25 protein-coding genes are annotated in these 24847 nt (G+C 74.9%); 14 read left to right on the plus strand and 11 right to left on the minus strand.

All coding sequences use genetic code 11. The features are described 5' to 3' along the window. Positions 1-286: 286 nt before the first annotated feature. Together ACIRPK_RS28820 and ACIRPK_RS28825 are read left to right on the plus strand one after the other, a co-directional pair. Positions 287-1702, plus strand: a complete 1416-nt coding sequence (locus tag ACIRPK_RS28820) for a HEAT repeat domain-containing protein (RefSeq protein WP_403043556.1) — start codon at positions 287-289, stop codon at positions 1700-1702. A 56-nt stretch (positions 1703-1758) separates the two neighbouring features. Beyond that, positions 1759-2529: a DUF1775 domain-containing protein gene (locus tag ACIRPK_RS28825; RefSeq protein ID WP_403043559.1), complete on the plus strand. Its 771-nt coding sequence runs from the start codon at positions 1759-1761 to the stop codon at positions 2527-2529. Between the two features lie 18 nt (positions 2530-2547). Here the strand turns inward: ACIRPK_RS28825 and ACIRPK_RS28830 are convergent, their stop codons facing one another. Next, positions 2548-3393, minus strand: coding sequence for an undecaprenyl-diphosphate phosphatase (locus ACIRPK_RS28830; protein WP_403043654.1), 846 nt, complete (start codon positions 3391-3393; stop codon positions 2548-2550). A gap of 252 nt (positions 3394-3645) precedes the next feature. On the opposite strand from ACIRPK_RS28830, the gene ACIRPK_RS28835 reads away from it, so the two are divergent. The 3 genes from ACIRPK_RS28835 to ACIRPK_RS28845 are packed head-to-tail and all read left to right on the plus strand — an operon-like array spanning position 3646 to position 5815. After that, positions 3646-4521 carry an oxidoreductase gene (locus ACIRPK_RS28835; protein ID WP_403043562.1) on the plus strand — a complete coding sequence of 292 codons (876 nt, stop codon included), beginning with the start codon at positions 3646-3648 and terminating at the stop codon, positions 4519-4521. Beyond that, positions 4518-5345 carry a DUF3626 domain-containing protein gene (locus tag ACIRPK_RS28840; protein ID WP_403043563.1) on the plus strand — a complete coding sequence of 276 codons (828 nt, stop codon included), beginning with the start codon at positions 4518-4520 and terminating at the stop codon, positions 5343-5345. Before ACIRPK_RS28835 ends, ACIRPK_RS28840 begins: the two co-directional genes overlap by 4 nt. A 44-nt stretch (positions 5346-5389) precedes the next feature. Then, complete coding sequence (locus ACIRPK_RS28845) at positions 5390-5815, plus strand: ASCH domain-containing protein (RefSeq protein WP_403043566.1); 426 nt, start codon at positions 5390-5392, stop codon at positions 5813-5815. 7 nt (positions 5816-5822) lie between these two features. Here the strand turns inward: ACIRPK_RS28845 and ACIRPK_RS28850 are convergent, their stop codons facing one another. Further along, complete coding sequence (locus ACIRPK_RS28850) at positions 5823-6710, minus strand: LysR family transcriptional regulator (RefSeq protein WP_403043569.1); 888 nt, start codon at positions 6708-6710, stop codon at positions 5823-5825. A 99-nt stretch (positions 6711-6809) separates the two neighbouring features. On the opposite strand from ACIRPK_RS28850, the gene ACIRPK_RS28855 reads away from it, so the two are divergent. Further along, on the plus strand, positions 6810-7184 hold the full coding sequence (locus ACIRPK_RS28855) for a YybH family protein (RefSeq protein WP_403043572.1): 375 nt from the start codon (positions 6810-6812) through the stop codon (positions 7182-7184). A gap of 65 nt (positions 7185-7249) precedes the next feature. Continuing rightward, positions 7250-7774, plus strand: a complete 525-nt coding sequence (locus ACIRPK_RS28860; protein ID WP_403043575.1) for a gamma carbonic anhydrase family protein — start codon at positions 7250-7252, stop codon at positions 7772-7774. Here ACIRPK_RS28860 and ACIRPK_RS28865 read toward each other — a convergent pair. Both ACIRPK_RS28865 and ACIRPK_RS28870 read right to left on the minus strand, forming a co-directional pair. Next, on the minus strand, positions 7771-8595 hold the full coding sequence (locus ACIRPK_RS28865) for an ABC transporter permease subunit (RefSeq protein WP_403043577.1): 825 nt from the start codon (positions 8593-8595) through the stop codon (positions 7771-7773). The genes ACIRPK_RS28860 and ACIRPK_RS28865 overlap by 4 nt on opposite strands. Then, positions 8592-9512: an ATP-binding cassette domain-containing protein gene (locus ACIRPK_RS28870; protein WP_403043579.1), complete on the minus strand. Its 921-nt coding sequence runs from the start codon at positions 9510-9512 to the stop codon at positions 8592-8594. The genes ACIRPK_RS28865 and ACIRPK_RS28870 overlap by 4 nt, the downstream gene beginning before the upstream one ends. Positions 9513-9643: 131 nt before the next feature. On the opposite strand from ACIRPK_RS28870, the gene ACIRPK_RS28875 reads away from it, so the two are divergent. Then, positions 9644-10804, plus strand: coding sequence for a sensor histidine kinase (locus tag ACIRPK_RS28875; RefSeq protein WP_403043581.1), 1161 nt, complete (start codon positions 9644-9646; stop codon positions 10802-10804). Further along, the gene (locus ACIRPK_RS28880; RefSeq protein WP_403043584.1) at positions 10801-11463 is read left to right on the plus strand and encodes a response regulator; all 663 of its coding nucleotides are present in this window, start codon (positions 10801-10803) and stop codon (positions 11461-11463) included. The genes ACIRPK_RS28875 and ACIRPK_RS28880 overlap by 4 nt, the downstream gene beginning before the upstream one ends. Positions 11464-11470: 7 nt before the next feature. Here the strand turns inward: ACIRPK_RS28880 and ACIRPK_RS28885 are convergent, their stop codons facing one another. The 4 genes from ACIRPK_RS28885 to ACIRPK_RS28900 form a co-directional block, all read right to left on the minus strand. Next, complete coding sequence (locus tag ACIRPK_RS28885) at positions 11471-12328, minus strand: biotin-dependent carboxyltransferase family protein (protein WP_403043585.1); 858 nt, start codon at positions 12326-12328, stop codon at positions 11471-11473. Further along, a complete protein-coding gene (locus tag ACIRPK_RS28890) occupies positions 12325-12960 on the minus strand; it encodes an allophanate hydrolase subunit 1 (RefSeq protein WP_403043588.1) in 636 nt (211 codons plus the stop codon). The genes ACIRPK_RS28885 and ACIRPK_RS28890 overlap by 4 nt, the downstream gene beginning before the upstream one ends. Then, a complete protein-coding gene (locus ACIRPK_RS28895; protein ID WP_403043591.1) occupies positions 12960-13736 on the minus strand; it encodes a LamB/YcsF family protein in 777 nt (258 codons plus the stop codon). Before ACIRPK_RS28895 ends, ACIRPK_RS28890 begins: the two co-directional genes overlap by 1 nt. Before the next feature lie 191 nt (positions 13737-13927). Next, the gene (locus ACIRPK_RS28900; RefSeq protein WP_403043594.1) at positions 13928-14467 is read right to left on the minus strand and encodes a hypothetical protein; all 540 of its coding nucleotides are present in this window, start codon (positions 14465-14467) and stop codon (positions 13928-13930) included. Positions 14468-14629: 162 nt separating this feature from the next. Here ACIRPK_RS28900 and ACIRPK_RS28905 point away from each other — a divergent pair, with 162 nt between their 5' ends. The 4 genes from ACIRPK_RS28905 to ACIRPK_RS28920 all read left to right on the plus strand — a co-directional run bounded on the left by ACIRPK_RS28905 (position 14630) and on the right by ACIRPK_RS28920 (position 22206). After that, a complete protein-coding gene (locus ACIRPK_RS28905; RefSeq protein ID WP_403043597.1) occupies positions 14630-16165 on the plus strand; it encodes a hypothetical protein in 1536 nt (511 codons plus the stop codon). Positions 16166-16484: 319 nt separating this feature from the next. Then, positions 16485-17360: a hypothetical protein gene (locus tag ACIRPK_RS28910; RefSeq protein ID WP_403043600.1), complete on the plus strand. Its 876-nt coding sequence runs from the start codon at positions 16485-16487 to the stop codon at positions 17358-17360. Between the two features lie 56 nt (positions 17361-17416). After that, positions 17417-21967 (plus strand): hypothetical protein, encoded by a 4551-nt coding sequence (locus ACIRPK_RS28915; protein ID WP_403043603.1) that lies wholly within the window; start codon positions 17417-17419, stop codon positions 21965-21967. A 59-nt stretch (positions 21968-22026) separates the two neighbouring features. Next, positions 22027-22206, plus strand: a complete 180-nt coding sequence (locus ACIRPK_RS28920; RefSeq protein WP_403043605.1) for a hypothetical protein — start codon at positions 22027-22029, stop codon at positions 22204-22206. Positions 22207-22218: 12 nt separating this feature from the next. Here ACIRPK_RS28920 and ACIRPK_RS28925 read toward each other — a convergent pair whose 3' ends face one another. Beyond that, on the minus strand, positions 22219-22551 hold the full coding sequence (locus tag ACIRPK_RS28925; protein ID WP_403043608.1) for an ArsR/SmtB family transcription factor: 333 nt from the start codon (positions 22549-22551) through the stop codon (positions 22219-22221). A 93-nt stretch (positions 22552-22644) separates the two neighbouring features. On the opposite strand from ACIRPK_RS28925, the gene ACIRPK_RS28930 reads away from it, so the two are divergent. Beyond that, positions 22645-23739, plus strand: a complete 1095-nt coding sequence (locus ACIRPK_RS28930; protein ID WP_403043610.1) for an NADH:flavin oxidoreductase/NADH oxidase — start codon at positions 22645-22647, stop codon at positions 23737-23739. Here the strand turns inward: ACIRPK_RS28930 and ACIRPK_RS28935 are convergent. Next, entirely contained in the window at positions 23715-24062 is a 348-nt protein-coding gene (locus ACIRPK_RS28935; protein WP_403043613.1) for a hypothetical protein, read from the minus strand. The genes ACIRPK_RS28930 and ACIRPK_RS28935 overlap by 25 nt on opposite strands. 73 nt (positions 24063-24135) lie before the next feature. After that, a complete protein-coding gene (locus tag ACIRPK_RS28940) occupies positions 24136-24831 on the minus strand; it encodes a FadR/GntR family transcriptional regulator (protein ID WP_403043615.1) in 696 nt (231 codons plus the stop codon). Between the last annotated feature and the right edge of the window lie 16 nt (positions 24832-24847).

Genomic DNA, 24847 nt, shown 5'->3' on the forward strand with positions numbered 1-24847 from the left:
ACGAAGGTATGGACAAGGAGGACGCCCAGGCCGTGCGGCGGTGGAAAGACTGTGCCACGTGGGTAGGGATGACTGTGAGGGGTTCGGCACATCCTTCACGGAATTTCCATTGGCATATGCGACGACGGGGGTCGGCGGCCGACCTGATCGGTCCTGTGTGCGTAAGGGGCGCCCAGGCGGTAACCTTCGGTGATTCCGGCGCCCGGGCGCCCTTGCAGGAGCCATCAGACCCCCCGGCGACGGAAATCCCGTTGCCACCACGACCGCCGCAACGGATGCTGACGTCATGTTCGAGCCAGTGATAGCGCCCAGTGCCAGCCTCCTCGGCCTCCTCCAGCGAGGCCGTGGTGACGGACAGCTGCATGCGCTCGCGGCCGACCGTCACGAGGCGATCGCCGCCTTGGAGGAGTGCGTCACCAGCGACCCCAGGGCCGACTGGCAGGTCGAGAACCGCTCCCTTTACTACGCCCGCCTCTTCATGGAGCTGGAGGCGCCGCTCAGCGGGCTCGAACAGCACCTGCACGGAGCGGAGGACGCCCTGGAGCCGGACGAATTCCGCACCGGCCTGGCCCTCGCGGTGCTCGGCCACCTGGCGGCGTACGGCCGGCGGGACGCCCTGGACCTGCTGCGCGGCTACGTGGCGGTCGGCACCAACTGGGCCTGGGCCCTGGACGAGCTGGCCCTGCGCGACGACGACCGCTCGCTGCTCTCGTTGGCCTCCGCCGTGCTCGGCCGGTTCCCGGCCGACCCGCAGGGCGACGCCGAGCTCAGAGCCGCGATCAGGGCCGCGTACGAGCCACGGCCGTGGCGGCTGTGGGCCGCGCACCACCCCCGGATCGCCGCCGCGAGCGAGCAGTCCCCGTTCGACCTGTGGCAGCGTCAGATGAATCGCGGCGGGGTCACCCCCGGCTGGAGCACCACCGACGTGCTGGCCTGGGCCGACCAGGCCGAGCCCGGCGGCTCCGCCGAGCGCCGGTCGGCCGCCGCCGCCCGCTGCCTGGCCGCCGTGGTGCGCCCGGAGGACCGGCCGACGGTGCTGGAGGCCGCCCGGTCGGGTTCGTCCGGCGCCCGGACGGCCGCCCTCCGCTACCTGGTGGACCAACAGGATCCGGACGCCGCCGAACTGATCGAGGCCGCCGCCGCCGACATCGACGAGCGGGTGGTCGACGCGGCCCTGTCGGTGCTCGGGCGGATGCGCGGCCCGGCCGCGCTGGCCCACGCCCGCCGCTGGGCCGATCCGGCCACCGGCGGCGCCGACAGCGCGCTCGGCGAGGCCGCCGTCCAGCTGCTCGCCGACGCCGGTGACCCGGCCGACGGCCCGCTGGTGGTCGACGGGCTGCGCCAGTGGATCTCGGTCCGTGGCGTGGCCGGAGCCGGTCTGGGCACCCTGGTCGACGGTGTGGGGCGGCTGGCCGCCGCCGGAGCCGTCCCCGCCCTGCGCCACGTCTACGGCGAGGCCGCCTCCTCCGAGCTGCGCGGCCGGGCCGCCCGGGCGCTGGCCGCCACCGATCCGCACTTCGGGCGCGGCATAGCGGTCGAGTGCCTCTGGGACTGCGAGGAGGCCACCCGCGAGCTGGCCGCCCGCCACGTCACCACCACCGGCGACGTCCGGGTGCTGGAGCGGTTGCGCCGACTGGCCGCCGATCCGGCCGAGGAGGCCGAGCTGCACGCGGTCATCCGCGGCCGGCTGACCGGGCACTGACGCCGGCCGGCCCGGGAGCGGTGCCGTTCGGCACCGCCGGGCGCGGGGCGACTGGCATGATGGACGGGCCCGCCGCCCGTCCGTACCCGGGAGCCCCGTCGCCGATCAACCGTCACCTCTCGCTCGCCCGCCTCGCCACCCCGATAGCCGCCCTGGCCGGGGTGGTGCTGCTCGGCGGGCCCGCCTTCGCGCACACCGGGGTCACCTCCCAGCAGGCCCAGGCACTGGCCGTGGACGCCGTGCTGTCGTTCAAGGCGGCCGGGGAGTCGGACACCGCCGGGATCGACGAGGTCCAGGTGGTGCTGCCGGCCGGGATCGGGCCGGCCGACGTGAGCCTGGTGAAGGCTCCGGAGGGCTGGACGTTCAAGCCGGGGGCCGAGGGCTTCTCGGTGTCCGGACCGGGGCTGGCACCGGGGAAGAACGCCGAGTACCAGGTGAAGGTGCGTCAGCTGCCGGACGCCCAGCAGGTGGTGTTCAAGACCCTGGTGATGTACACCGACACCCAGGTGGACCGCTGGATCGAGGTCCCGCAGGGCGGCGCCGAGCCGAAGAACCCGGCCCCGGTGCTCAAGCTGGCGAAGGCCGCGCCGGGCGCCGTGCTGCTGGCCGCACCGACGCCCAGCCCCAGCCCGACCCCCACGCCGAGCCCGTCCCCGACGCCTTCGCCCTCGGTGGCGGCCCCCACCGCGAGTGCCGCTCCGCTGCCTGCCGCCGAGACCGCGGACAAGGGCTCGGGCAGCGGCGGGATCGTCATCGGTGCGGTCGCCGTCCTGCTGGTCGCGGTGGGCGGCGTGATCTGGTGGCGCCGCCGCTCGGCCGACGGCTGAGCGACGGCGCCACCGGGGTCACTTGGCCGGCACGCCCGCGTCCGGGGCCAGCACGCCCGCCGTCACCAGGCCGATGATCAGGATGCCGAGCAGGATCCGGTAGATCACGAACGGCAGGAAGCTGTGGCTGGAGATGTACTTCAGGAACCAGGCGATGGCCGCGTAACCGACCGCGAAGGCGATCACGGTGGCCAGCACGGTCGGGCCCCAGGCCGGGGCCGGCCCCTCGCCGATCTTGAACAGCTCCAGCACGCCGGAGGCCAGCACGGCCGGGATGGCGAGCAGGAAGGAGTACCTGGCCGCCGCCTCCCGGCTGTAGCCGAGCAGCAGGCCCGCGCTGATCGTGCCGCCCGAGCGGGACACGCCGGGGATCAGCGCGAGTGACTGCGCCAGCCCGTAGGCGACGGCATGAGGCAGCGTCAGTTCGCTGATCGGCTTGGCGTGCCGGACCGCCCGGGTGCGGTCGGCGACCGCCAGGATCACGCCGAACAGGATCAGCGTGGTGCCGATCACCCGGAGGTCGCGCAGGGTGGTCTCGATGGTGTCCTGGAAGAGCGCCCCGAAGATGCCGATCGGCAGGGTGCCCAGGATGACGAACCAGCCCAGCCGGGCGTTCGGGTCGCTGCGCCGCTCGCGCCTGAACAGGGCCACCACCCAGGCCGAGACGATGGCGGCGATGTCCTTCCTGAAGTAGATCAGCACCGCCGTCTCGGTCCCCAGCTGGGTCACCGCGGTGAACGCCGCCCCCGGGTCCTGCCAGCCCATCAGGGCGGAGAAGACCCGCAGGTGGGCGGAGGAGGAGACCGGGAGGAACTCGGTGAGACCCTGCACGAGGCCGAGCACGGCGGCGTGGAACCAGTCGATCACCGGGCACCCGCCGCGGTTATCTGGGGGAGGGTGCGCATCAGCTCTGGTCCTGTTCTGTTCACGGAATCCGGGGCGCGCCGCCCCGCCGTCGCTCCGGCACCGCCGGGCTCACAGGGCACCGTCCGGCGCAGCCAGATGATAAGGCTTCAAGGTGTACGTCCGTTGCCGAGGGCCCGGAGCGAGGACGGCTGACGGACGGTCGGCGAGGCCGCAGACCGGGTTGGTCGCGGTCTGTGGCATCATCCCGGGATGATCACTGCAGCGAGCTCGGGCACCTGGACCCTCGGCGACCTGACCGTCCACCGGATCGGCTTCGGCGCGATGCGGCTGACCGGTAGCGCCGCCTTCGACCTCGGCACCCCGAGCGACCGGGAGCGCTCGATCGCGGTGCTCCGGCGGGCCGTCGAGCTGGGCGTCGACCACATCGACACCGCCGCCTTCTACTTCTCCTCGCTGCGCTCCGCCAACGAGCTGATCAACCGGGCGCTCGCCCCGTACGCCGACGACCTGGTGATCACCACCAAGGTCGGCCCCGGGCGCGGCCCGTCCGGCGACTGGCTCGACTGGGCCCGGCCCGACCAGCTGCGCGGCCAGGTCGAGGAGAACCTGCGACAGCTCGGCCGCGACCACCTCGACGTGGTGAACCTGCGGGTGTCCGGCCGGGGCCCGGTCGCCGAGCACTTCGGCGCGCTGGCCGAGCTGCGGACGGCGGGCCTGATCCGGCACCTGGGCGTCTCGAACGTGGACGCCGCCCAGCTGGCCGAGGCGCAGACCGTCGCGCCGGTGGTCTGCGTGCAGAACCGGTTCGGGATCGGGGCCGGGGCCGACCAGCAGGACCTGCTGCGCAGCTGCGGCGCGCAGGGTGTGGCCTTCGTCCCGTTCTTCGCGATCGCGGGGGAGGGCAGGGAGAGCGGCGTGGGCGGCGGCGACAGCCCCGAACTGCTCGCGGTGGCCGCCGCCCACGGCGCCTCGCCGGCCCAGGTCCGGCTCGCCTGGACGCTGGCCCAGGGCCCGCACGTGCTCGCCATCCCCGGCACCGGCAATCCCGACCACCTGGTGGAGAACATCGCGGCCGGTGCCCTCCGGCTGTCCGCCGCCGAGCTGGCCGCCCTGGCCGCGCGGTGACCGCCGCCGCAGCGCGGCTGGCACTCCGTCACATCGCGGCCCGGGCCACCGGCGGGCCGGTCGCCCCCGACCTGCGGGTGACGCTGAACTTCCACCCGGACCGGGGGCCTTCGACCCGCTCGATCCTGCGCGCGCTGGCCGAGGACGGTGGCTACCACTCCCAGTTCGTCACCGGCACGGGCAACGGCGGCCTGACCGCCCACCCCGGCGGCGACCGCTGGCACTGGGAGAGCCGGATCTTCGGCGGTGCCTACGACGCCGCGCCCGCCGAGCAGCGCCCGGTGTACGGCGCGCTGAACTTCCGGCAGCGGCCGGCCGGGGCAGCCCCCAGGTTCGGCTCCGCGCACTTCCGGCTGACCGCCGAGGCGCTCACCCGCACCACGTTCTGCTACCCCGACAGCTTCCTGGAGCCGGCCGACTTCGGCACCGCCGACCGGATGTCCCTGATCGAACTGGCCGAGGCCGACGAGCAGGACCTGCTGGACGACTACGTCGAGGCCCATGTGCACGGCGGGGTCAGGCTGGACCGTGACGTGGAGGCGCTGGTGCTGGACCCGAGCTTCCGGGGCACCGCCGTCGAGGCCGACGCGGCCGCGCTGCCCTGCCCGGTCGAGTGGCACCCCGGGTACCGGCTCTCGGTGTCCGAGCTGCGCCGCCACCCCGGCTACCGGGGCGCGCAGTACGTCGAGCTCGGCGCCGCGATCGCCGAGGACGGCCGGCTCGACCCCCGGGTGCTCGGAGTGGCGGTCGCCGCCGGGGAGCACGACCCGCAGGACCTCAAGAAGGTCTGGCACTACCTGGCCCGGTTCGGTGCGCCCGGCTGAAAAAGCACGGGCCGTCGTCGGCGGCGGTCGGTAGCCTGCGCTCCATGGACCTCGATGCCCTGCCCACGATGGAGTTCGCCTTCCCCGGACCGCTGCGCGACCGGCTGGTGGCAGCGATCCTGGCCGGTACCAAGACCACCACCACCGCGCTGCTGGCCGGGTACGAGTACGACGGCGAGCCGGTGCCCGAGGCCGGTCTGCACTGGGCGGTGCCGGACTCGGCGGGCCGCCGGGTCGCGGTGGTCGAGCTGACCGAGGTCCGGGTGGTCCGGCTGGCGGAGGTCGACCTGCGGCACGCGCTGGACGAGGGCGAGGGCGACGAGTCGGTGGCGCAGTGGCGGGCCACCCACGAGGAGTTCTGGCACGGCCCCGAGATCCGGGCCGAGCTCGGCGCCGACTTCACGGTGGACGACGACACCCTGATCGTGGCCAAGCGATTCCGGCTGCTGGACGCGGTTCCCGGGCACTGACCCTTCGTCAGCCGTCCTGGGCGCCGAACGCCCGGCGGCCGTGCGCCAGCAGCGCCCGGAGGGCGGGGTTGCTGGTGTCCCGCCAGACCAGGGCGAGCAGGGCGGGCAGGTCGACGTCGTCGATGCCGACCGGGGTGAGCCGGTCGCGGTAGTGCGCGGCCATCGAGGCGCTGAGCACCGCGACGCCGAGCCCCCGGGCGGCCAGGTCGGCGATCGCGTCCGCCGCACTGGCCTGCAGCGCGATCCGGGGCTCGACGCCCTGTCCGGCGCAGGCCCGGTCGAGCACCGCGCGCAGGCCGGTGCCGGCCGGCATGCAGATCAGCGGGTGGGCGAGCAGCTGCCGGAGCGTCACACCGCTCCGGCCGGCCAGCGGATGATCCGGCGGGACGGCGGCGACCAGCCGTTCGCTGATCACGGTGAACGCCTCGAGCCCGGCGGGGGTGGTGGCCGCGGCGCCGATCAAGGCCAGGTCGAGGGCACCGGAGTGCACGCCCGACACCAGCCGGTCCGAGCCGTCCTCCAGGAGTGAGAGCTCGACCCCGGGGTGGGCGCGGTGGAAGCCGGCCAGCGCCTCGAACAGCGGGGCGACCGTGCAGCCGACCACCATGCCGACGGTCAGCCGGCCCCGGATCAGGTCGGTCACCTCGCCGACCGCCTGCCCCACCGCCCCGGCGGCGGCCAGTGCGGCCTGGGCGTGTTCGAGCGCGGCCTTGCCCGCGACCGTCAGTGTGGCGGTGCGGGTGGACCGGTCGAACAGCTCGGCGCCCAGCTCGCGTTCGAGCTGCCGGATCTGCGCGCTGACACCGGACTGGCTGATGTGCACCCGCTCGGCGGCCCGGGTGAAGTTCCGTTCCTCGGCGACCGCGACGAAGTACTCCAGCTGTCTCAGTTCCATGAGCCGGGATTCTAGTTCCGATCGGAACCAGCTGTTGGACTTGTCGAACGGGCCGGGCCAAGCTGGAGACCCACCAGCACGGGACACCCGGAGGAAGCCATGACGGACTACCAGGCGTACGAGAAGGCCATGCGACCCGAGGACCTCACCCGGTTCTTCGTCGAGCGCTCCAACGCGGGCGACGCGGCCGGGGTGGCGGCGCTTTACGAGGAGGACGCGGTGATGGCGTACCCGCCCGGCAGCCTGACGGTGGGTCGGGAGGCGATCCGCGAGCTGTGGGCCGCAGTGCTGGCCCACCGGCCCACGTTCGAGCCGGAGCCGCCGCTGCCCACCCTGGTCAGCGACGGCATCGCACTGACCTCCACCCCGCCCGCCGACGGGACGGGCGCCCGCGCCCAGGTGGTCCGACGGCAGCCCGACGGCAGCTGGCTCCGGCTGCTGGACCAGCCCGAGTTCGCGGCCCCCACGGCCTGAGCACCGGTCAACTGCCTTGGTACGGTGACCGGGAACCCCACCCGGACGAACCGACGGAGAGACCCATGGCAGAGCCCCTGATCGCGGCGGCCGCCGGCCGGACGCCGAAGGTCGACCCGACCGCGTTCGTCGCCGCCAACGCGGTGGTGGTCGGGTCGGTCACCCTCGGCCCCGGCGCGAGCGTCTGGTACGGGGCCGTGCTGCGGGGCGACGCCGAGTCGATCACGGTCGGCGCGGACACCAACATCCAGGACAACTGCACGGTGCACGCCGACCCGGACTTCCCGGCGGTGCTCGGCGAGCGGATCTCGGTCGGCCACAATGCGGTGCTGCACGGCTGCACGGTGGAGGACGACGTCCTGGTCGGGATGAGCGCCACGGTGCTGAACGGCGCCCGGATCGGCGCCGGTTCGCTGGTGGCGGCCGGCGCCGTGGTGCCGCAGGGCATGCAGGTGCCGCCCGGCTCGCTGGTGGCGGGGGTGCCCGCCAAGGTGAAGCGCGAGCTCACCGAGGAGGAGCGCGCCGGGATCAAGCTCAACGGCCAGGGCTACCTGCTGCTCGCCCGGGCCCACGCCACCGAGCTCGGCTAGACGTCGCGGCGCCGGATCACCAGCAGCGCCGCGCCGAGCGCGACCAGCGGCCAGAGCACGAACACCGCCCAGGACTCCGGGACACCGGCGACCCGGATCGGGTCGTCGGGGAGCTGGCCCCAGGTCTGCACCAGCCGACGCCAGGCGCTGACCACCATCAGGTGGTTGACGTCGGCGGACCACTGCTTGGAGGGTGCGAACAGCATCGGCAGGACCAGCAGGCAGAAGCAGGTGCCGAGGACGGCCGCCGCACCGTGCCGGACCAGTGCTCCGAGGCCGAGGCCGGTCAGCGCGCAGACCGGGGCCACCAGGGCGCAGGCCGCCATCGCCCGGAGCACCCCGGGGTAGGTGATCGGCACCCCGGCGTCCGATCCGCTCAGGATCGCCTGCGAGAGCAGGAAGGCGGCCAGCGAGACGACCGCCCCGAGCCCGGCCCAGACGGCGCCGAGCAGCACCGCCTTGGCCAGCAGCACCGAGCGCCGGGCCGGGACGGCCACCGTGGTGGTGCGGATCAGCCCGCTGCCGTACTCGGCGACGACGGTGACCGCGCCGATGCTGCCGGCCACCAGCATCAGCGTGAGGTACCCGGCGGGCGGGAAGGCGTCGAAGCACAGGAAGCCCTGGTAGCTCCGGGACTCCGGGGCGGTGCCCGCCAGGTTCTGACGGTCCGCCAGCGCGGCGGTCACCGCCGAACCGAGGATGAACAGGGTGGTCAGGGCGAGCGTCCACCAGGTTGAGCGGAGCGAGCGCATCTTGATCCACTCGGCGGCGACCAGGTCACCGAAGCGGGCGACGGACGGGGCGGGGGCGAGCATGCTCATCGGGTGCGTCCTGCCTGGTGGTCGATCCGGTCGGCGGTCAGTTCCATGAACGCCTCCTCCAGGGAGGCGGTCCTGGTGGTCAGTTCGTGCAGGGTGATCCGGTGCTCCAGGGCGAGCGCCCCGATCCGGGCGGCCGGTAGGCCGGTCACGGCGAGCCGCTCGGCCCCGGCCGAGCCCTCCGGTTCCACCGAGGCGCCCGCCACGGTGAGCAGGGCGGTCAGTTCGGCGGCCTGTGGGGTGCCCACCAGGACGCTCAGCCGGGCACTGCGGGCGGCGAAGGCGGTGACCGGCTCAGCGGCGATCAACCGGCCCTGACCGATCACCACCAGGTCGTCGGCGGTCTGCTCCATCTCCGTCATCAGGTGGCTGGAGAGGAAGACCGTCCGGCCCTCGGCGGCCATCCGGCGGAACAGCCGGCGGGCCCAGAGCACGCCCTCGGGATCCATCCCGTTGACCGGCTCGTCGAACATCAGCACCGGCGGGTCGCCCAGCAGCGCGGCCGCGATGCCGAGCCGCTGCTTCATACCGAGCGAGAACCCGCCGATCCGCCGCCGGCCCACCTCGGCCAGGCCGACCTCCGCGAGCACCTCGTCCACCCGCCGCAGCGGGATGCCGTTGCTGCGGGCCAGGGCGGACAGGTGGGCGGCGGCGCTGCGCCCGCCGTGCACCTGGCCCGCGTCGAGCAGCGCGCCGACGTGGTGCAGCCCGCGCCGGTGCCGCCCGAACGGGACGCCGCCGACCGTGGCGGTGCCGCCGGTGGCGGCGTCCAGACCGAGGATCATCCGCAGCGTGGTGGACTTGCCGGCGCCGTTCGGCCCGAGGAAGCCGGTGACCCGGCCGGGCCGGACGGCGAAGGAGAGCTGGTGCACGGCCGTCTTGCGGCCGTAGGTCTTGGTGAGTTCGTTGACTTCGATCACGGGGGCAACACTGCCGTCGAGCCCCCGGAGCGGGCATCGGCCCGGAGGCGGCAACCGTCCGGGCAGGTCGGCCCGGGGGAGTACGCCCGGGGGCCGGTGCCCGCTCCGGGGCCGGTGGATAGTGTCGCGGCATGACGACGACGAGGCCGATGGCCTGGGGTGGGGCCCTGCTGTACCCCCTCGTACTGCTGCTGTTGGTGGGCGGCGCGCTCCGCTCCCCGAACCTGTACGGGCTGGGGGCCCTGCTCGCGGGCGGCCTGCTGACCGGGGTGGTGCGCCGGGCCCCCGGGTGGGCGCTGATGCTGACCCTGCTGGGTGCGGTCGCGATGGTGGCGGTGGGCGGTCCGGGGGAGAGCCCGGGCCGGTTCCTGCCGTTCCTGGCGGCCGACCTGGTCCTGGGCTTCATCGTCGCGGGCCGGTCCCGGCGGGTCTCGGTCCCCGCCGCCGTGCTGTCCGCCCTGGTGCAGGCGGTCACCGCGTTCGCCTTCATGTCCGGGCCGGACCGCCAGGTCGCCGTCGCGATGATCTCGGTGCTGCTGCTCGGGACCTGCTGCCTGGGCGGTCTGCTGTTCCGGGAGCGTCGGGAGCACGCGGTGCAGCTGCGCTCGCAGGAGGTGGCCGAGGCGGTGACCGCCGAACGCCTGCGGATCGCCCGGGAGTTGCACGACATGGTGGCGCACAGCATCGGGATCATCGCGATCCAGGCCGGGGTCGGCAGCCGGGTGATCGAGACCCAGCCCACCGAGGCCAGGCAGGCGCTGCAGGCGATCGAGGCCACCAGCCGGGAGACCCTGGCGGGGCTGCGCCGCACCCTGGTGGCGCTCCGTCAGGCCGATCCGGGGACCGGGGCCCCGCTCGGGCCGGCGCCCGGTCTGGCCGACCTCGACCAGCTGGTGGCGGCGACCGCCGACGCGGGGGTCAGCATCGACCTCCGCCGGTCCGGTGACCGGCGTCAACTCCCGGCCGACCTGGACCTTTCGGCCTACCGTATCGTGCAGGAGGCGGTGACCAACGTGGTCCGCCACGCGGGCACCGGGCACTGCCGGGTGACCGTCGACTACGGGGCGGGGGAGCTGTCGGTGGAGGTGCTCGACGAAGGGTGCGGAAGGCCGGGGTCGGAGGTCGGGGGAGCGGGCTTCGGGATCACCGGCATGCGCGAGCGGGTCAGCCTGCTGCACGGCCGGTTCAGCGCCGGGCCGCGCCCCGAGGGCGGCTTCCGGGTGACGGCCCGGCTGCCGCTGCCGGAGCCGGTCGGGTCCGAGCCGGCCGTTGCCGGGGCGGAGACCCGATGAGCATCCGGGTGCTGCTCATCGACGACCAGCCACTGGTCCGCTCCGGCCTTCGGGTGATCATGGCCGACCATCCCGACCTGGAGGTGGTCGGCGAGGCCGGCACGGGCACCGAGGCGGTCCGGCTGGCCCAGGAGCTGGGCCCCGACGTGGTGCTGATGGACATTCGGATGCCGGGCATGGACGGGATCGAGGCCACCCGCCGGATCGTCTCGGCCGGTGGCGCCACCCGGGTCCTGATGCTGACCACCTTCGACGAGGACGACCACGTCTACGGCGCGCTGCGGGCCGGTGCGAGCGGGTTCGTGGTCAAGGACATGGCGGTGGACGACATCCTCGGCGCGATCCGGGTGGTCGCCGCCGGGGACGCGCTGATCGCCCCGGCGGTCACCCGCCGGCTGATCGCCGACCTCCTCGACCACCCCGGGCCCGGCCCCGCGCGCACCCCGCAGCCGGTCGAGGGCGTCACCGGGCGCGAACGGGAGGTGCTCGCGCTGGTCGGCCGGGGCCTGTCGAACACCGAGATCGCCGAGGAGCTGTTCATCTCGGTGGCCACCGCCAAGTCCCACGTGGCCCGGCTGTTCAGCAAGCTGGGCGCCCGGGACCGGGTCCACCTGGTCATCGCCGCCTACGAGGCGGGCCTGGCCGGACCGTCCCGGTGAGCCGGCGTCAGCGGTCCAGCGGGACGAACCGGACCGGGGTGCCGGGCCCGGCCTGGGCGGCGGTGGGCAGGTCGGCGGGCGGTACGACGCCGATCACCGGGTAGCCGCCGGTGGTCGGATGGTCGGCCAGGAAGACCACCGGCCGTCCGTCCGGCGGGACTTGGACGGCGCCCAGCACCATGCCCTCGCTGGCGAGTTCGCCCGCCCGGGCGCGGGGGAGCGCCGGGCCCTCGGTACGCAGTGCGATCCGGTTGCTCGCCCCGGCCACCCGGTAGCGGGAGCGGGCCAGCAGCGGGCGGGCCGCCGGGGCGAACCAGTCCAGGTGCGGGCCCGGGTGCAGCCGGAGCACCAACTCGCCCGGGGGTGCGGGCAGCGGGACCAGCTCCGCCGGGGCGTCCCGGCCGGGCGGGCCGACCGGCAGCAGCCGACCGGCCGTCAGCGGGGCGGGCCCGAGGCCGGAGAGCAGGTCGGCGGAGCGGCTGCCCAGCACCGGCGGTACGGCCAGGCCGCCCGCCACCGCGAGATAGCTCCGGACCCCGTGGGTGGCCGGGCCGAGGTCCAGCACCGAGCCGTCCGGGACCAGGACCGGCGCACCCCAGGCGACCGGGCGCCCGTCCAGCCGGACCGGCGCCGGTGCGCCGGTCACGGCGACCAGCCGGGGGCCGACCGCCCGCAGCGCCACGCCGCCGAGCGTGGTCTCCAGTGCCGCCGTCCCGTCCGGGTTGCCGACCAGCCGGTTGGCCGCCCGCAGCGCGGGTTCGTCCAGTGCCCCGGCCCGTGGCACGCCGAGGTGGGCGACCCCGCGCCGGCCGAGGTCCTGAACGGTCGTCAGCGGCCCCGGCCGGACCACCAGCAGCCCGCTCACCCGGCCGCCACCGCAGCCGGGGCCACCGGCACGAACCGCACCCGGACCCCCGGCGCGAGCAGCGCGGCCTGGGTCCGGTCGGTGTCCCAGAGCCGGACCCCGGTCCGGCCGAGCAGCTGCCAGCCGCCCGGCGAGGAGCGGGGGTAGACCCCGGTGTACGGCCCGGCCAGCGCGACCGACCCGGCCGGGACGGAGCTGCGGGGAGTGGCCCGGCGGGGCACCTGGTGGTCGTCGGGCAGCCCGGTCAGATAGCCGAAGCCGGGGGCGAAGCCGCAGAACGCCACCCGGTACTCGACCGAGCTGTGCAGCCGGACGGCCGCCTCCTCGGAGCAGCCCCAGCGCCCGGCCACCTCGGCCAGGTCCGCGCCGTCGTAGACCGTGGGCAGCTCGACCAGCGGGCCGTCGGCCGGCGGGTGCGGCGGCAGCTCCCAGCCGGCCAGCCGCTGCCGGGTCAGGACGGGGTCGGCCAGGCCGTCGAGCAGGACGGTCCGGGCGGCGGGCACGATCTCGGTGATCGCCGGGAGCTCGTCCCGCCGGGCCAGCAGGGCGGCGTAGAGCGCGGCGACGCCCTCGCCGTCGGGCGCCCGCACCAGCAGGGCGTCGGCGCCGACCCGACGGAACGTCAGCTCCATCAGACGAAGGCCTCCACCCGTACCCCGGCGGAGGCCAGCGCTCCCCGGACCCGCCAGGCCAGTTGGGCCGCGCCCGGGGTGTCGCCGTGCACGCAGAGCGAGCGGGCCTCGACCGCGACCGGCTCGCCGCCGACGGCGGTGACCAGGCCGTCCCGGGCGATGCCGACCGCGCGGGCGATCACCGACTCGGGGTCGTGCACCACCGCGTCCGGATCCCGGCGGGGCACCAGGGTGCCCGCCCAGGTGTAGGCCCGGTCGGCGAACGCCTCGGCGACCACCGGGAGTCCGACCCCCTCGGCCACCGCGAGCAGCCTGGAGCCCGGCAGGCCGAGCACCGGCAGCGGTCCGTCGCAGACCGCGCCGGCCCGGAGCACGCCCGCGACCACGGCCTCGGCCTGCTCGGAGTCGGTGACCACCTTGTTGTAGAGGGCACCGTGCGGTTTGACGTAGGAGACCCGGGAGCCGGCCGCGCGGGCGAAGACCTGGAGGGCGCCGATCTGGTACGCGATCTCGTCGGCCAGTTCCTCGGGCGGCACGTCCATCGGGCGGCGGCCGAAACCCGCCAGGTCGCGGTAGGAGACCTGGGCGCCGATCCGGACGCCGCGCTCGGCGGCCAGCGCGCAGACCCGGCGCATGGTGGACGGGTCGCCGGCGTGGAAGCCGCAGGCCACGTTGGCGCTGGTGACCACGGAGAGCAGGGCCTCGTCGTCGGTCAGGGTCCAGCGTCCGAACCCCTCACCGAGGTCCGCATTGAGGTCGATCACCGCTTCGGTCACGCCAACGCCCGCCTCCCGCTCCCGACATCCGTCGGGGGTGATCGTAGGGCCTGCGCGCGGGCGCGTGTGCACGTGACCCGAGCCCGGAGCGCGCACCGGATGGTGCGCGCTCCCTCACATGGCGGAACGTTTCCTCCCCCGAGGAACGTCCCCGATCATCGGCCCGGCCGACCGGCGGGGCCGACGTCCGGTCAGGCCGCCGGCACCGGTGCCTGGCGCAGCGCCGCCGCCCGCTCCAGCTGCCGGATGCCGCGCAGCACGATCAGCAGCGGGATCACCCCGAAGACGCCGAACGACATGTCGACGAATCGCCAAGCCAGCGGTATCCCGCGCAGCGGCCCGCAGATCAGCGCCAGCGGGATGATCGCGACGCAGGCGGTCATCGCCCACTGGACCACCCAGACGTTGCGGACCGGGTCCCGGTAGGGCCCCCAGAAGCCGACCGCGATCACCAGGTGCGCGAAGGCCAGCCAGTCGGTGCCGTAGGCGAGGAAGGGGTAGCGGACGTTGGTGTCGGCCACCCCGTCCCGGACCCGCTCGGCCCAGGCGGCGGCCGCCGGGAAGTGCTCGGCGATCGGTGATCCGCCGACCAGGTCGACCAGCCAGCGGGTCTCGGTCTCCAGCGGAAAGGCCGTCAGCCCACTGAGCACCAGGCAGACGATGAAGATCCCGATCCACCGCCGGACCCGGCGCAGGGTGGCGGCCTCGGTGGCCTTCTGAACCTCGGTCATGTCGCAGAACCCCCATACGGGTAGAACGGGTCGGGTTCACTGTCCCGACCTGCGCAGAGCTGACTCTAGAGGGGTAATTGAACATGTTCAACTTGCCTCGGAAACGGGGACAACCGGGGTCGTTTCGGACTCTGTCGGGGTGAACCTCTAACCTTGACCACCGTGACCGCCATCGCAGACCGACCCACCGGGCAGCCGCTCCGCCCGCCCGCCCCCGGCACCGCCCGGCCCGCCCCGGGCCCGGCCGCCGACGAGGGGCTGGCCCGTCGGCTCAAGGCGCTGGCCTGCACCGCTCCGCTGCACGACCTGGAGAGCCGGAAGGTCAACCTGGCCGGCGAGTACAGCTCGTACGCGATGGCCGAGATCGGGCTCGCCGTGATCGACCTGGTCACCCTCAACATGGACTTCGACACCGGCGCCGACCGGGACATAGTGCTCGGCCGCCTGCACCCCAGGGTCGCCGCGCAGAACCCGGGCCGTCCGGTCGCCGAGCACGAGCGGGTGGCCCGCTGGGTGCTGGAGTCGCTGATCAACGTCGGCAGCGTCGACCGCGGCTTCCGGGCCGTCTACGGCACCTTCGGCTCCGACGGCTCCTACGTCCGCCGGGACTACGACTTCAAGCTGATCGAGGAGGTCCCCGGCCCGGACGGCGGGGTCTACCTGCGCACCACCGACGAGGCGGTCAACGTCCTGGTCGGCGCCCTCGACACGGACGTGACGTCCGCTCAGATCGCCGCCGAGGTGAAGCTCGAGGTGCTGATCAGCCGGGGCCGGCTGGCCGATGCCCAGCTCGCCGCCGAGCAGGCCCGGTACCGCACCGTGCAGTACGCCGAGACGCTGCGCCGCGCCCTGGACGCGACCCGGCGCAACGTCCGCGCGGTGGACTGGATGCAGGCCGTCCCCGACCTGATCGACGAGGCGCTCGACCACATCGCCGACCGCTACCGGCACGAGAACGCGATCCTCACCAACATCCGCAAGGCCCGCGACGAGTCCGAGGACGCCGAGCAGAAGCGCCGGGCCGCCGAGCTGGTCGACATCGTCAAGGACTGCATCCGCCGCCACACCCAGTTGCAGACCCGGCTGCTGGAGGCCGGCCCGCTGTTCCGCGCCGAGCAGGACCGGCAGGCGTTCGCCGCCCCGACCGCCCGCAGCGGCATCGACCTGTACGGGCAGCTGCTCGCCCCGCTGCTGGAGCTGCCGGTCGATCAGGCCATCCGGCCCACCGACGCGTTCTTCGCCCGGGGCATCGGGCTGCGCACCCCGGTCTCGGTCCGGGTCGCCGACCTGGTCGAGCTGCTGCTCACCCCGCCGGTCGAGCGCGAGCACCTCGGCGCCGAGCTGCCCGACCCCGACCTGGTCGCCACGCCCGACGACAGCCGCTTCACCGAGGCCCAGCTGGAGTCCGCCCTGGAACTGCTCGACCTTCCGCCGGACGCCCCCCGCCGGCTCTCCGGCCTGCTCGCCGAGGCCCGCGATCGGGACACCGAGCTGCCGTACCTGGTCGCGCTGCTCGCCGTGCACGCGGCCAGCCCGCCGGTCGGGACGGCGTACCGTCAGGGCGAGGAGCGGCTGCTGTTCGCCGTCGACGACGGCACCCGGCTGGACGACTGGGAGTTCGGCGGGGCGGACCTGATCGTGGGCAGCGCCCTGCTCGACGCGGTCGGCATGGCGGCGGACCGCAAGGACGCGAGCTGATGCGGGTTCAGGTTCAGGGAGGGGCATCCCAGGGGCGCGGGGAACTGCGCGAATCGGGAGGCGACCCGGCCCGCACGTTTCGCCGCAGAGCCAGGTGCACCTTCTTGCCGTTGCGGAGTGATCACCCGGAGACCTTCCGATTCGCGCAGTTCCCCGCGCCCCTGGGATGCCCGCTCCTGAGCGCGTCCGCGCGGCGGAGCCGTACGTGTCACAGCCCCGCGCCCCTGGGATGCCCGCTCCTGAGCGCGTCCGCGCGGCGGAGCCGCACGTGTCACAGCCCCGCGCCCCTGGGTGCACCAATTTCTGAGGAGCCGAACTCGTGAGCACCGACACCTGGGAGCCCGAGGCTGAGCCGCAAGCCGCCCCGGCGGCAGCCGCCCTCACCCCCGCCGACGTGGCGGACGCCGCCCGGCTGGTCTCGTTCGGCCTGCAGGCCAAGCTGCTCCCGGCCCGGGACGCGGAGTACGCCGAGTTGATCCGCCGTCACCGCGAGGACCCGGCGTTCGCCCGGCTGGCCGACGCGGTGGCGACCGGCATGGGCCTGGTGGTGCTGGAGGTCTCCCCCCGGGCGGGCATGGCGGTGGCCGCCGACGAGGACTCGGTGTTCGCGGTCCGGATGGGCGACTACTCGCGTCGGGCCGCCGGTGAGACCACCGACCGCTTCCTGCACGGGCTGGCCCACCTCGCGGTGGCCGCGATGGCGTTCCCCCGCCCCGAGGACCTGGCCGACGACGGCTACCTGGGCCGGATCACGGTGAACGGCATCGACGCCTTCGTCCGGCAGGCCTGCCGCCGGCTGGAGGAGCGCGCCGAGGAGGCGGGCACCAACACCGACCCGACCAGCGACGCCCCCGGTCTGGAGGCGGCCTGGCGGGTCTGGGCCCGCCGCTCCGCCACCGGTGCCACCAAGGACGCGCGCCGGCTGTCCGGCTCGACCATCGGCATCGTCTCCAAGGCGGTGCTCTTCCTGGTCGACTCCGGCTTCCTGCAGAAGACCTCGGACGACGCCGGCGGCACCTACCGCACCACCGCCCGCTACCAGCTCCAGGTCCGCGACCTGGCGGGCAGCGCGGCGATGGCCGAGCTGCTCGACCTGGGCGTGGTCCCGGTCAGCGACGGCACCGCCACCCTGCTGCCCGCCGACCACAGCGAGGACCTGGTCGCCGACGCCGGCCTCCCGTTCCACGCCCTCTGACCCGTCAGCCCCGCCCGTTCCCTCCGACCCACCGCCAAGCTGGAGAACCGCCGCACATGTACGAGCTCAACCGGGTCCGCCTGTACTCGATCGGACCGGCCGGTGCACGCTATGCCGACACGGTGCTCGACCTGCGCGGAGTCGGTGAGCCGGTGGCCGAGCCCCGGCCCCAGCAGATCGGCCTGTTCGGCGAGGAGCCGGAGGGTCCGCAGCGCCGCCCGGCCCCGGCCGGGGTGCTGTTCCTGGAGAACGGCGGCGGCAAGTCGGTCCTGCTCAAGCTGATCTTCTCGGTGATGCTGCCCGGCCACCGCAACACCCTGGGCGGCGCCAGCTCCGGCGTGCTGCGCAAGTTCCTGCTCGCCGACGACTGCGGCCACGTCGCGCTGGAGTGGCAGCACACCGTCACCGGCGAGCTGATCGTGGTCGGCAAGGTCAGCGAGTGGAGGGGGCGTCAGGTCTCCTCGGACCCGCGCAAGTTCGCCGAGACCTGGTACTCGTTCCGTCCCGGTGACGGCCTCACCCTGGACGCGCTGCCGGTGGCCGAGCGGATCAGCCTGACCGGTGACCAGAAGGTCCGCGGCCGCCGCCGCACCATGAAGGGCTTCCGGGACGCGCTGACCGAGGCGGGCAAGACGTACCCCGGTCTGGAGCTGGTCTTCGAGGACGGCCACGACCGGTGGAACGAGCACCTCGCCGACCTCGGTCTGGACCCGGAACTCTTCCGCTACCAGCGCGAGATGAACGCCGACGAGGGCGAGGCGGCCGGCCTCTTCGCGGTCAAGCACGACGCCGACTTCACCGACCTGCTGCTGCGCGCCGTCACCGACACCCGGGACACCGACGGCCTGGCCGACCTGGTGCACGGCTTCGCCGCCAAGCTCGGCCGCCGGTCCGAGCTGACCGCCGAGCGGGACTTCACTGCGGGCTCGGTCGACCTGCTCCAGCGGATCGTGGACGCCACCACGGCGCGCGAGTCGGTCCGCGAGCTGCACCGCACCACCGAGCGCCGCACCCGTCGGCTCGCGCACGCGCTGGCCGCCCGGGGCGGCGCCGAGCGCGAACGGGCGCACGACCTGGCGATCGAGGTGGCGGCCGCCGCGGGCGCCGTCACCGCCGCCGAGGCGGACCGCACCCGGCACTCGCTGATCACGGCCGAGCTGACCTACCGTCACGCCACCCTCGGCCTGGCCGCCGCCACCACCGAGGCCGCCGCGCTACGCCGCGAGCTGACCGAGGCCCGCACCCTGCACGCCGCCTGGCAGGCCGCCGAGGCGGTGCTGCGGCACCGCGCGGCGGCCGACCGGGTGGCCCGGGTCGCGGTCGCGATCCGGGAGGCCGAGCTGGACGCCGCCCCGGCGCTGGCCGCCCGGGCCCGGGCGGCCGGGGCACTGGCCCGCGCGCTGGAGAGCGCCGCCGGGGCCGCCGAGCTGAGGGCGGATCAGGAGGAGGCGCGGGCCGAGGAGCTCCAGTCCGACGGCGCCGCCGCGCAGGCCGAGGCCACCGCCGCCGCGACCGCCGCGCAGAAGGCCCGCTCCGAGGCGGGCCACCTCGGTCAGCGGCTGGCCGAGGTCGAGCAGGAGACCAGGGCCGCCGTCGAGGCGGGCTGGATCGACGCCGGCACCGACGAGCCGGACCCGGCTCGGGCCGCCCTGCACGCCGCCGACGCGGAGCAGGCCGCCACCGCCGCGCTGGAGCAGTCCAGGGCCGCCGCCGAGCAGGCCGCCGCCCGGGCCCGGGAGACCGGCGCCGCCGAGGCCCGCGCCGAGCTGGCCGCCGCCCGCGCCAGCGACGCGTACCAGAACGCCCACCGCGCGCTCTCCGCCGAGCAGCGCACCGCCGCCGCGCTGGCCGCCGAGCCCCGGCTCGCCGAGCTGCTCGCCCTGACGCCGTACCAGGACCAGGACGAGGACCGGGAGGGGCAGCTCACCCCCGTCCTGCTGGACGCCAACGCCGAGGAGCTGCGCGAGCAGCTGGACGCCGCCGTCAGCAGCGCCGAGCGCACCCTCTTCGACCTGCGCACCGCCGCCGCCGACGACTCCCGGATCCTGGCCGCGCTCGGCGACGGCGGCCTGCTGCCGCCCGGCCCTGACGTGCTGGCCACGGTCGAGTTCCTCGGTGAGCACGGCATCCCCGCGCTGCCCGGCTGGCGCTACCTGGCCCAGTCGGTCGACCCGGCCGACCACGAGGCGATCCTGGCCGCCCGGCCGGAACTGGTCGACGGCGTGGTGGTGACGGACCCTCAGTCCCTCGACCGGGCCCGCGAAGCACTCCAGGCCGCCGCCCTGCTGCCGCGCTCCACCGTCGCGGTCGGCACCGCCGCCGCGCTGATCGCGCCGATCGGTGCCGAGCCGCCGTTCTTCCTGGTGCCGCCGAACCCCGCGATGCACAACGAGGGCGCGGCCGACGACGAACGCCGCCAGCTGCGCACCCGGGCCACCGCCCGGGAGGAGCACATTCGCGAGCTGGCCGCCCGGCTCGGCGGCGACCGGGCGCTGAGCGCCCGGTTGGCCTCCTGGCATCAGCAGTGCCCGCCCGGCACGCTGGCCGAGCTGACCGAGGCCACCCGGGACGCCGCCGCCCGGGCCGAGACCGCCGCCGCCGAGCTGGCCACCCTGCGGGCCGAGCACACCGAGGCCGAGGCCGACCAGCTGGCCGCCGCCGGTGCCCACGAGGAGCGCCGGGAGGCCGCCCAGCGCACCCGCCGCCGGGCCGACGCCCTGGCCGGCCTGGCCTTCCGGCTGCGCGAGCGCGGCAACTGGATCCGCCGGCAGCGCGAGCTGACCGAGGACGCCACCGAGTGCGACCGCCGCCAGGCCGTCTGCGCCGAGCGGGCCCGCACCTGCGACGAGGACCGCCGGGCCGCCCAGCGGGCCGCCGACGACGCCCGCCGGACGGCCCGTACGCTGCGGGCGGAGCGCTCCGAGCTGTCCGCCGTCGCCGAGGCCGAGGAGCCCGCCGAGGCCCCTGCCTCGCTGCCCGCGCTGCGCGAGGCGTACCGGGCCGCCGCCCAGCTGTACGAGAAGGTGGGGGTCGGCGCCGACCTGCGCGCCGAGCAGGCCAGGGCCGAGGGCGACGAGGCCGCCTCCGCCACCGAGCTGGACCGGCTCACCAACAGGGTCCGGCTGCGCGCCGAGGAGCTGCTGGCCAGCCCGGACGGCGCCGACGGTCCGGCCCGGCAGGCCGCCGCGGCCCGGGCCGAGGAGCTGGTGGCCACCATCGAGGCCCGCGCCGCGACCGCCTCCGAGCAGCTCGGCCGGCTGCGCGGCGAGGCCGAGCGGTCCGCCCCCGCCAGCGGTGAGGAGCACACCGCGCTGCCCGAGGACCTGGTCCCGGCCGACCCCGAGCACGCCCAGCTGCTGCTGCGCACCGCCACCTCCCGGCTCGCCGAGCGGCGCGAGCTGGTGGACAACGCCCGGACGGCGCACGCCGACCTGCAGCGCACCCTGGACACCGCGCAGAGCGCCGCCGCCGACTTCGACGAGAGCGCCGCCCAGCTCCGCGACGGTCTGCGCGACCACCACCCGGAGGAGAACGAGCAGCCCGCCGAGCCCTACCTCGGCTCGCTCGCCGAGGCCCGGAGCACCGCCGCCGACTCCCGCCGCACCCTGCGGACCGCCTCCACCGAGCTGACCGCCGCCGAACTCGCCGTCCGGGACGCCTCCGACGCCCTGGTCCGGCACGCCAACGCGGCCCGGTACGAGGCCGTCCGGACCCCGGCCCGGCAGCAGATCCGGGAGCTGCCGGCCGCCGCCCTGCCCGACCACGCCGCCGCCTGGGCCACCGCTTTCGCGCCCCGACTCCGGGTCCTCACCGACGAGTTGGCCCAGCTGGAGCGCAACCGGGGCTCGATCGTGGACCGGCTGCGCGGCCTGGTGGAGAGCTCGCTCGCCACCCTGCGCGCGGCCCAGCGGCTGTCCCGGCTGCCCGAGGGCCTGGGGGAGTGGTCCGGTCAGGAGTTCCTCCGGATCCGCTTCGAGGACCCGGACCACGCGCTGCTGGTCGAGCGGCTCGGCGAGGTGATCGACGAGGCCACCCGGTCCGCCGTGAAGAAGAACTCCGACCTGCGCCGTGACGGCATGTCACTGCTGCTGCGCGGGGTGGCCGCCGCGATCGGCCCGAAGGGCGTCTCGGTGGAGATCCTCAAGCCCGACGCGGTGCTGCGGGCCGAGCGGGTGAGCGTCGGTCAGATGTCGGACGTGTTCTCCGGCGGCCAGCTGCTCACCGCCGCGATCGCGCTGTACTGCACGATGGCGGCGCTGCGGGCCAACGACCGGGGCCAGTCCCAGTTGCGGCACGCGGGGACGCTGTTCCTGGACAACCCGATCGGCCGCGCCAACGCGACCTACCTGCTGGAGCTCCAGCGGGCGGTGGCCGACGCACTCGGCGTCCAGCTGATCTACACCACCGGGCTCTTCGACACCACGGCGCTGGCCGAGTTCCCGCTGGTGATCCGGCTGCGCAACGACGCCGACCTGCGGGCCGGCCTGAAGTACATCTCGGTCGAGGAGCACCTGCGCCCCGGCCTGCCCGCCCCGCAGGACCCGGACGGTCCGGCCATCCACGGGGAGATCACCGCCACCCGGATGTTCAAGCGCCCGGTCGACTGAGCGGGGCCCGGGCGGCCCGTTGACCGGGCCGTCCGGGCGTTTGGTGCGATGCTTGACGTGTGTTCGAGGAAGAGCTCCGTGAGCAGCTGGACCAGGCCCGCCGCGCGGTGGCCGAGGCCCGCGAGGCGGGCGACGAGGACGGCGTCGAGGCGTACCAGGGCCGGGTCGCCGCCCTGATCAGGATCGCCGCCCACCACGGCATCGCCCTCCCGCACACCCCGGAGGAGGAGGGCGACTGACCGCGCCGTCGGTCAGTCCTGCCGGCCGTGCTCCGCGAGGTGCGCGCCGAGGATCCCGGCCAGCAGGCCGGGGAAGAGCGTCTCCAGGTCGGCCGTGCGCAGGTGGCTCATCCGGTGCGTGCCGCGTCGGCACTGGCGGATCACGCCGGCCTCGCGGAGCACCTTGAAGTGGTGCGTGCTGGTCGACTTGGTCACCGGCAGGTCGAAGGCCTGGCAGGCCAGTTCGCCCTGGTCCTGGGCGAGTTCGGCGGCGATCCGGAGCCGGATCGGGTCGGCGAGGGCGTGCAGCACCGCCGCGAGCCTGATCTCGGTCAGGGCGGGTTCGGGGAGCTGGGTGTCGGCCACGGGGCAATAGTACGAGAACTATCGTAGTTTGACAGCTGCCGTACTACGAGAGCTATCGTACAAGCACCTTGCCGCCCCACCGAGGAGTCGACCGTGAGCGCCCTGTTCGAGCCCCTGACCCTCCGCTCGCTGACCGTGCCCAACCGGATCTGGCTGGCGCCCATGTGCATGTACTCGGCCGCCCCGGAGGGACCCGAGGCCGGGGTGGCGACCGACTTCCACCTCGCCCACCTGGGGGCCAGGGCGGCCGGCGGGGCCGGTCTGGTGATGACCGAGGCCACCGCGGTCAGCCCCGAGGGCCGGATCTCGCCGTGGGACCTCGGGCTGTGGAACGACCGCCAGCAGCAGGAACTGGCCCGGATCGCCGCGCTGGTGAAGTCGCACGGCGCCGTCCCGGCGATCCAGCTCGCCCACGCCGGCCGCAAGGCGGCCACCGACCGGCCGTGGCTGGGTGGCAAGCCGCTGTCGATCGCGGCGGGCGGCTGGCAGCCGGTCGGCGCCTCCCCGGTGCCGTTCAGCGCGGAGCACCAGGTGCCCGACGAGCTGACGGTCGAGGAGATCCAGGGCGTGGTCCGGGCGTTCGCCGAGGCGGCTCGGCGGGCGCTGGCGGCCGGGTTCGAGGCGGTGGAGGTGCACGGTGCGCACGGCTACCTGATCCACTCCTTCCTGTCGCCGCACTCCAACCACCGCACCGACGCGTACGGGGGCGACTTCGCCGGGCGCAGCCGGATCGCGCTGGAGGTGGTCGAGGCGGTCCGCGCGGTGTGGCCGGCCGAGCTGCCGGTGCTCTACCGCACCTCCGCCACCGACTGGCTTGAGGGCATGCCGAGTTGGACGGTGGAGGACACCGTCCGGCTGGCCAAGGAGCTGCACGCGGCCGGGGTGGATCTGTTGGACGCCTCCTCGGCCGGGATCGACCCGGACGCGAAGATCGAGACCGGCCCCGGCTTCCAGGTGCCGTTCGCGGCCCGGATCCGGGCCGAGTCCGGGCTGCCCACCGGGGCGGTCGGACTGATCACCGAGCCGGCCCAGGCCGAGCAGATCGTGGCGAGCGGCCAGGCCGACGTGGTGTCGCTGGGCCGCGAGCTGCTGCGTGACGCGTACTGGCCGCAGCGCGCGGCGGCCGAGCTCGGCGCCGAGCCGCGCTGGCCGGTGCAGTACGGCTACACCCTGCGCAAGCGCGCCTGATCCACCGTCCGGGCGGCGTCGGGGCTCCGGCCCCGGCGCCGCTCACCGCTGCCCGTCATCGGGTCGGAGGAGTTCGGCCCGCGCCGCTCCTGGGCGGCGATCTGACGCGAGATCAGGATCTCCAGCAGGCCCCAGGCGGTGCCGAACACCCCGAGCGCGGTGGCCATCAGCGCGGGGGTGAGCAGCCAACTGCGCGCGTACGAGGCCAGCGTGGCCACGATCAGGCTGATCAGCGTGCAGGAGAAGAACATCCAGGCACGCACGGCGGCGGCCCGCACCTCGTCCGGCAGGCGACGGCGACGGCGGGCGGCAGGCATCGGCATCCCCCAGGGCGTACGTGAGCAGAGCGTCCGTACCCAGCCTGCCCGTTCCGTGCCCGGCCATTCCGGGTGACGGTCAGCCGAGCGTCGCGTCCAGCTCCGCGAGTGCTCCCTGCACGATGGTACGCATCGCCTGCTCGGCCTCGGCCGGCCGGTGGGTGCAGATGGCGTCGGCCACCTCACGGTGCAACTTCACCGCGTACGGCTCCGGTTGATGCGGCATCAGCTGGTGCTCGGTGCGGCCGGTGAGCACCGCGCCGACGGTGTCGCCGAGGTGGGCGAACATCTCGTTGCCGGAGGCGCGCAGGACGGTGGCGTGGAAGGCGATGTCGTGTCGCAGAAAGGTGGTCAGGTCGGCGGCCCGGGCGGTGACGGTCAGTTCGACGGCCAGCGCGCCGAGTTCGCGGCGCTGGTCGTCGGTGGCGTGCACGGCGGCCAGCGCGGCGGCGGCCGGCTCGACCGCGACCCGGAGCGAGCCGAGCGAGCGGAGCTGGGCGGGGCGGTCGGCGCCGGCCAGCCGCCAGCGGATCACCAGGGGGTCGAAGACGTCCCAGTCGGACTTGGGCTGGACGGTGATGCCGACCCGGCGGCGGGAGGCCACCATCCGCATCGACTCCAGGATCCGGACCGCCTCGCGGACCACCGTCCGGGAGACCCCGTACTTCGCCTCCAGCTCCTCGCCGCGCAGCACCGCACCCTCCGGGATCTCGCCGGAGGCGATGGCCGGACCGAGGTCCGCGAGCAGTCGTCCTGGCAGGCCCTGGATCTCCATCGGGTCAGGATATCCG

Origin of the sequence: Kitasatospora sp. NPDC101801, from assembly GCF_044766665.1 — a bacterium.
In the GTDB taxonomy this organism is placed as follows: domain Bacteria; phylum Actinomycetota; class Actinomycetes; order Streptomycetales; family Streptomycetaceae; genus Kitasatospora.

What these genes read in the sequence shown, in the direction of transcription:
- ACIRPK_RS28820 (WP_403043556.1), top strand. Translation starts at nt 287, where the DNA reads ATGTTCGAGCCAGTGATAGCGCCCAGTGCCAGCCTCCTCGGCCTCCTC.
- ACIRPK_RS28825 (WP_403043559.1), top strand. Translation starts at nt 1,759, where the DNA reads ATGATGGACGGGCCCGCCGCCCGTCCGTACCCGGGAGCCCCGTCGCCG.
- ACIRPK_RS28835 (WP_403043562.1), top strand. Translation starts at nt 3,646, where the DNA reads ATGATCACTGCAGCGAGCTCGGGCACCTGGACCCTCGGCGACCTGACC.
- ACIRPK_RS28845 (WP_403043566.1), top strand. Translation starts at nt 5,390, where the DNA reads ATGGACCTCGATGCCCTGCCCACGATGGAGTTCGCCTTCCCCGGACCG.
- ACIRPK_RS28850 (WP_403043569.1), bottom strand. Translation starts at nt 6,710, where the DNA reads ATGGAACTGAGACAGCTGGAGTACTTCGTCGCGGTCGCCGAGGAACGG.
- ACIRPK_RS28855 (WP_403043572.1), top strand. Translation starts at nt 6,810, where the DNA reads ATGACGGACTACCAGGCGTACGAGAAGGCCATGCGACCCGAGGACCTC.
- ACIRPK_RS28860 (WP_403043575.1), top strand. Translation starts at nt 7,250, where the DNA reads ATGGCAGAGCCCCTGATCGCGGCGGCCGCCGGCCGGACGCCGAAGGTC.
- ACIRPK_RS28865 (WP_403043577.1), bottom strand. Translation starts at nt 8,595, where the DNA reads ATGAGCATGCTCGCCCCCGCCCCGTCCGTCGCCCGCTTCGGTGACCTG.
- ACIRPK_RS28875 (WP_403043581.1), top strand. Translation starts at nt 9,644, where the DNA reads ATGACGACGACGAGGCCGATGGCCTGGGGTGGGGCCCTGCTGTACCCC.
- ACIRPK_RS28880 (WP_403043584.1), top strand. Translation starts at nt 10,801, where the DNA reads ATGAGCATCCGGGTGCTGCTCATCGACGACCAGCCACTGGTCCGCTCC.
- ACIRPK_RS28890 (WP_403043588.1), bottom strand. Translation starts at nt 12,960, where the DNA reads ATGGAGCTGACGTTCCGTCGGGTCGGCGCCGACGCCCTGCTGGTGCGG.
- ACIRPK_RS28900 (WP_403043594.1), bottom strand. Translation starts at nt 14,467, where the DNA reads ATGACCGAGGTTCAGAAGGCCACCGAGGCCGCCACCCTGCGCCGGGTC.
- ACIRPK_RS28915 (WP_403043603.1), top strand. Translation starts at nt 17,417, where the DNA reads ATGTACGAGCTCAACCGGGTCCGCCTGTACTCGATCGGACCGGCCGGT.
- ACIRPK_RS28935 (WP_403043613.1), bottom strand. Translation starts at nt 24,062, where the DNA reads ATGCCGATGCCTGCCGCCCGCCGTCGCCGTCGCCTGCCGGACGAGGTG.
- ACIRPK_RS28940 (WP_403043615.1), bottom strand. Translation starts at nt 24,831, where the DNA reads ATGGAGATCCAGGGCCTGCCAGGACGACTGCTCGCGGACCTCGGTCCG.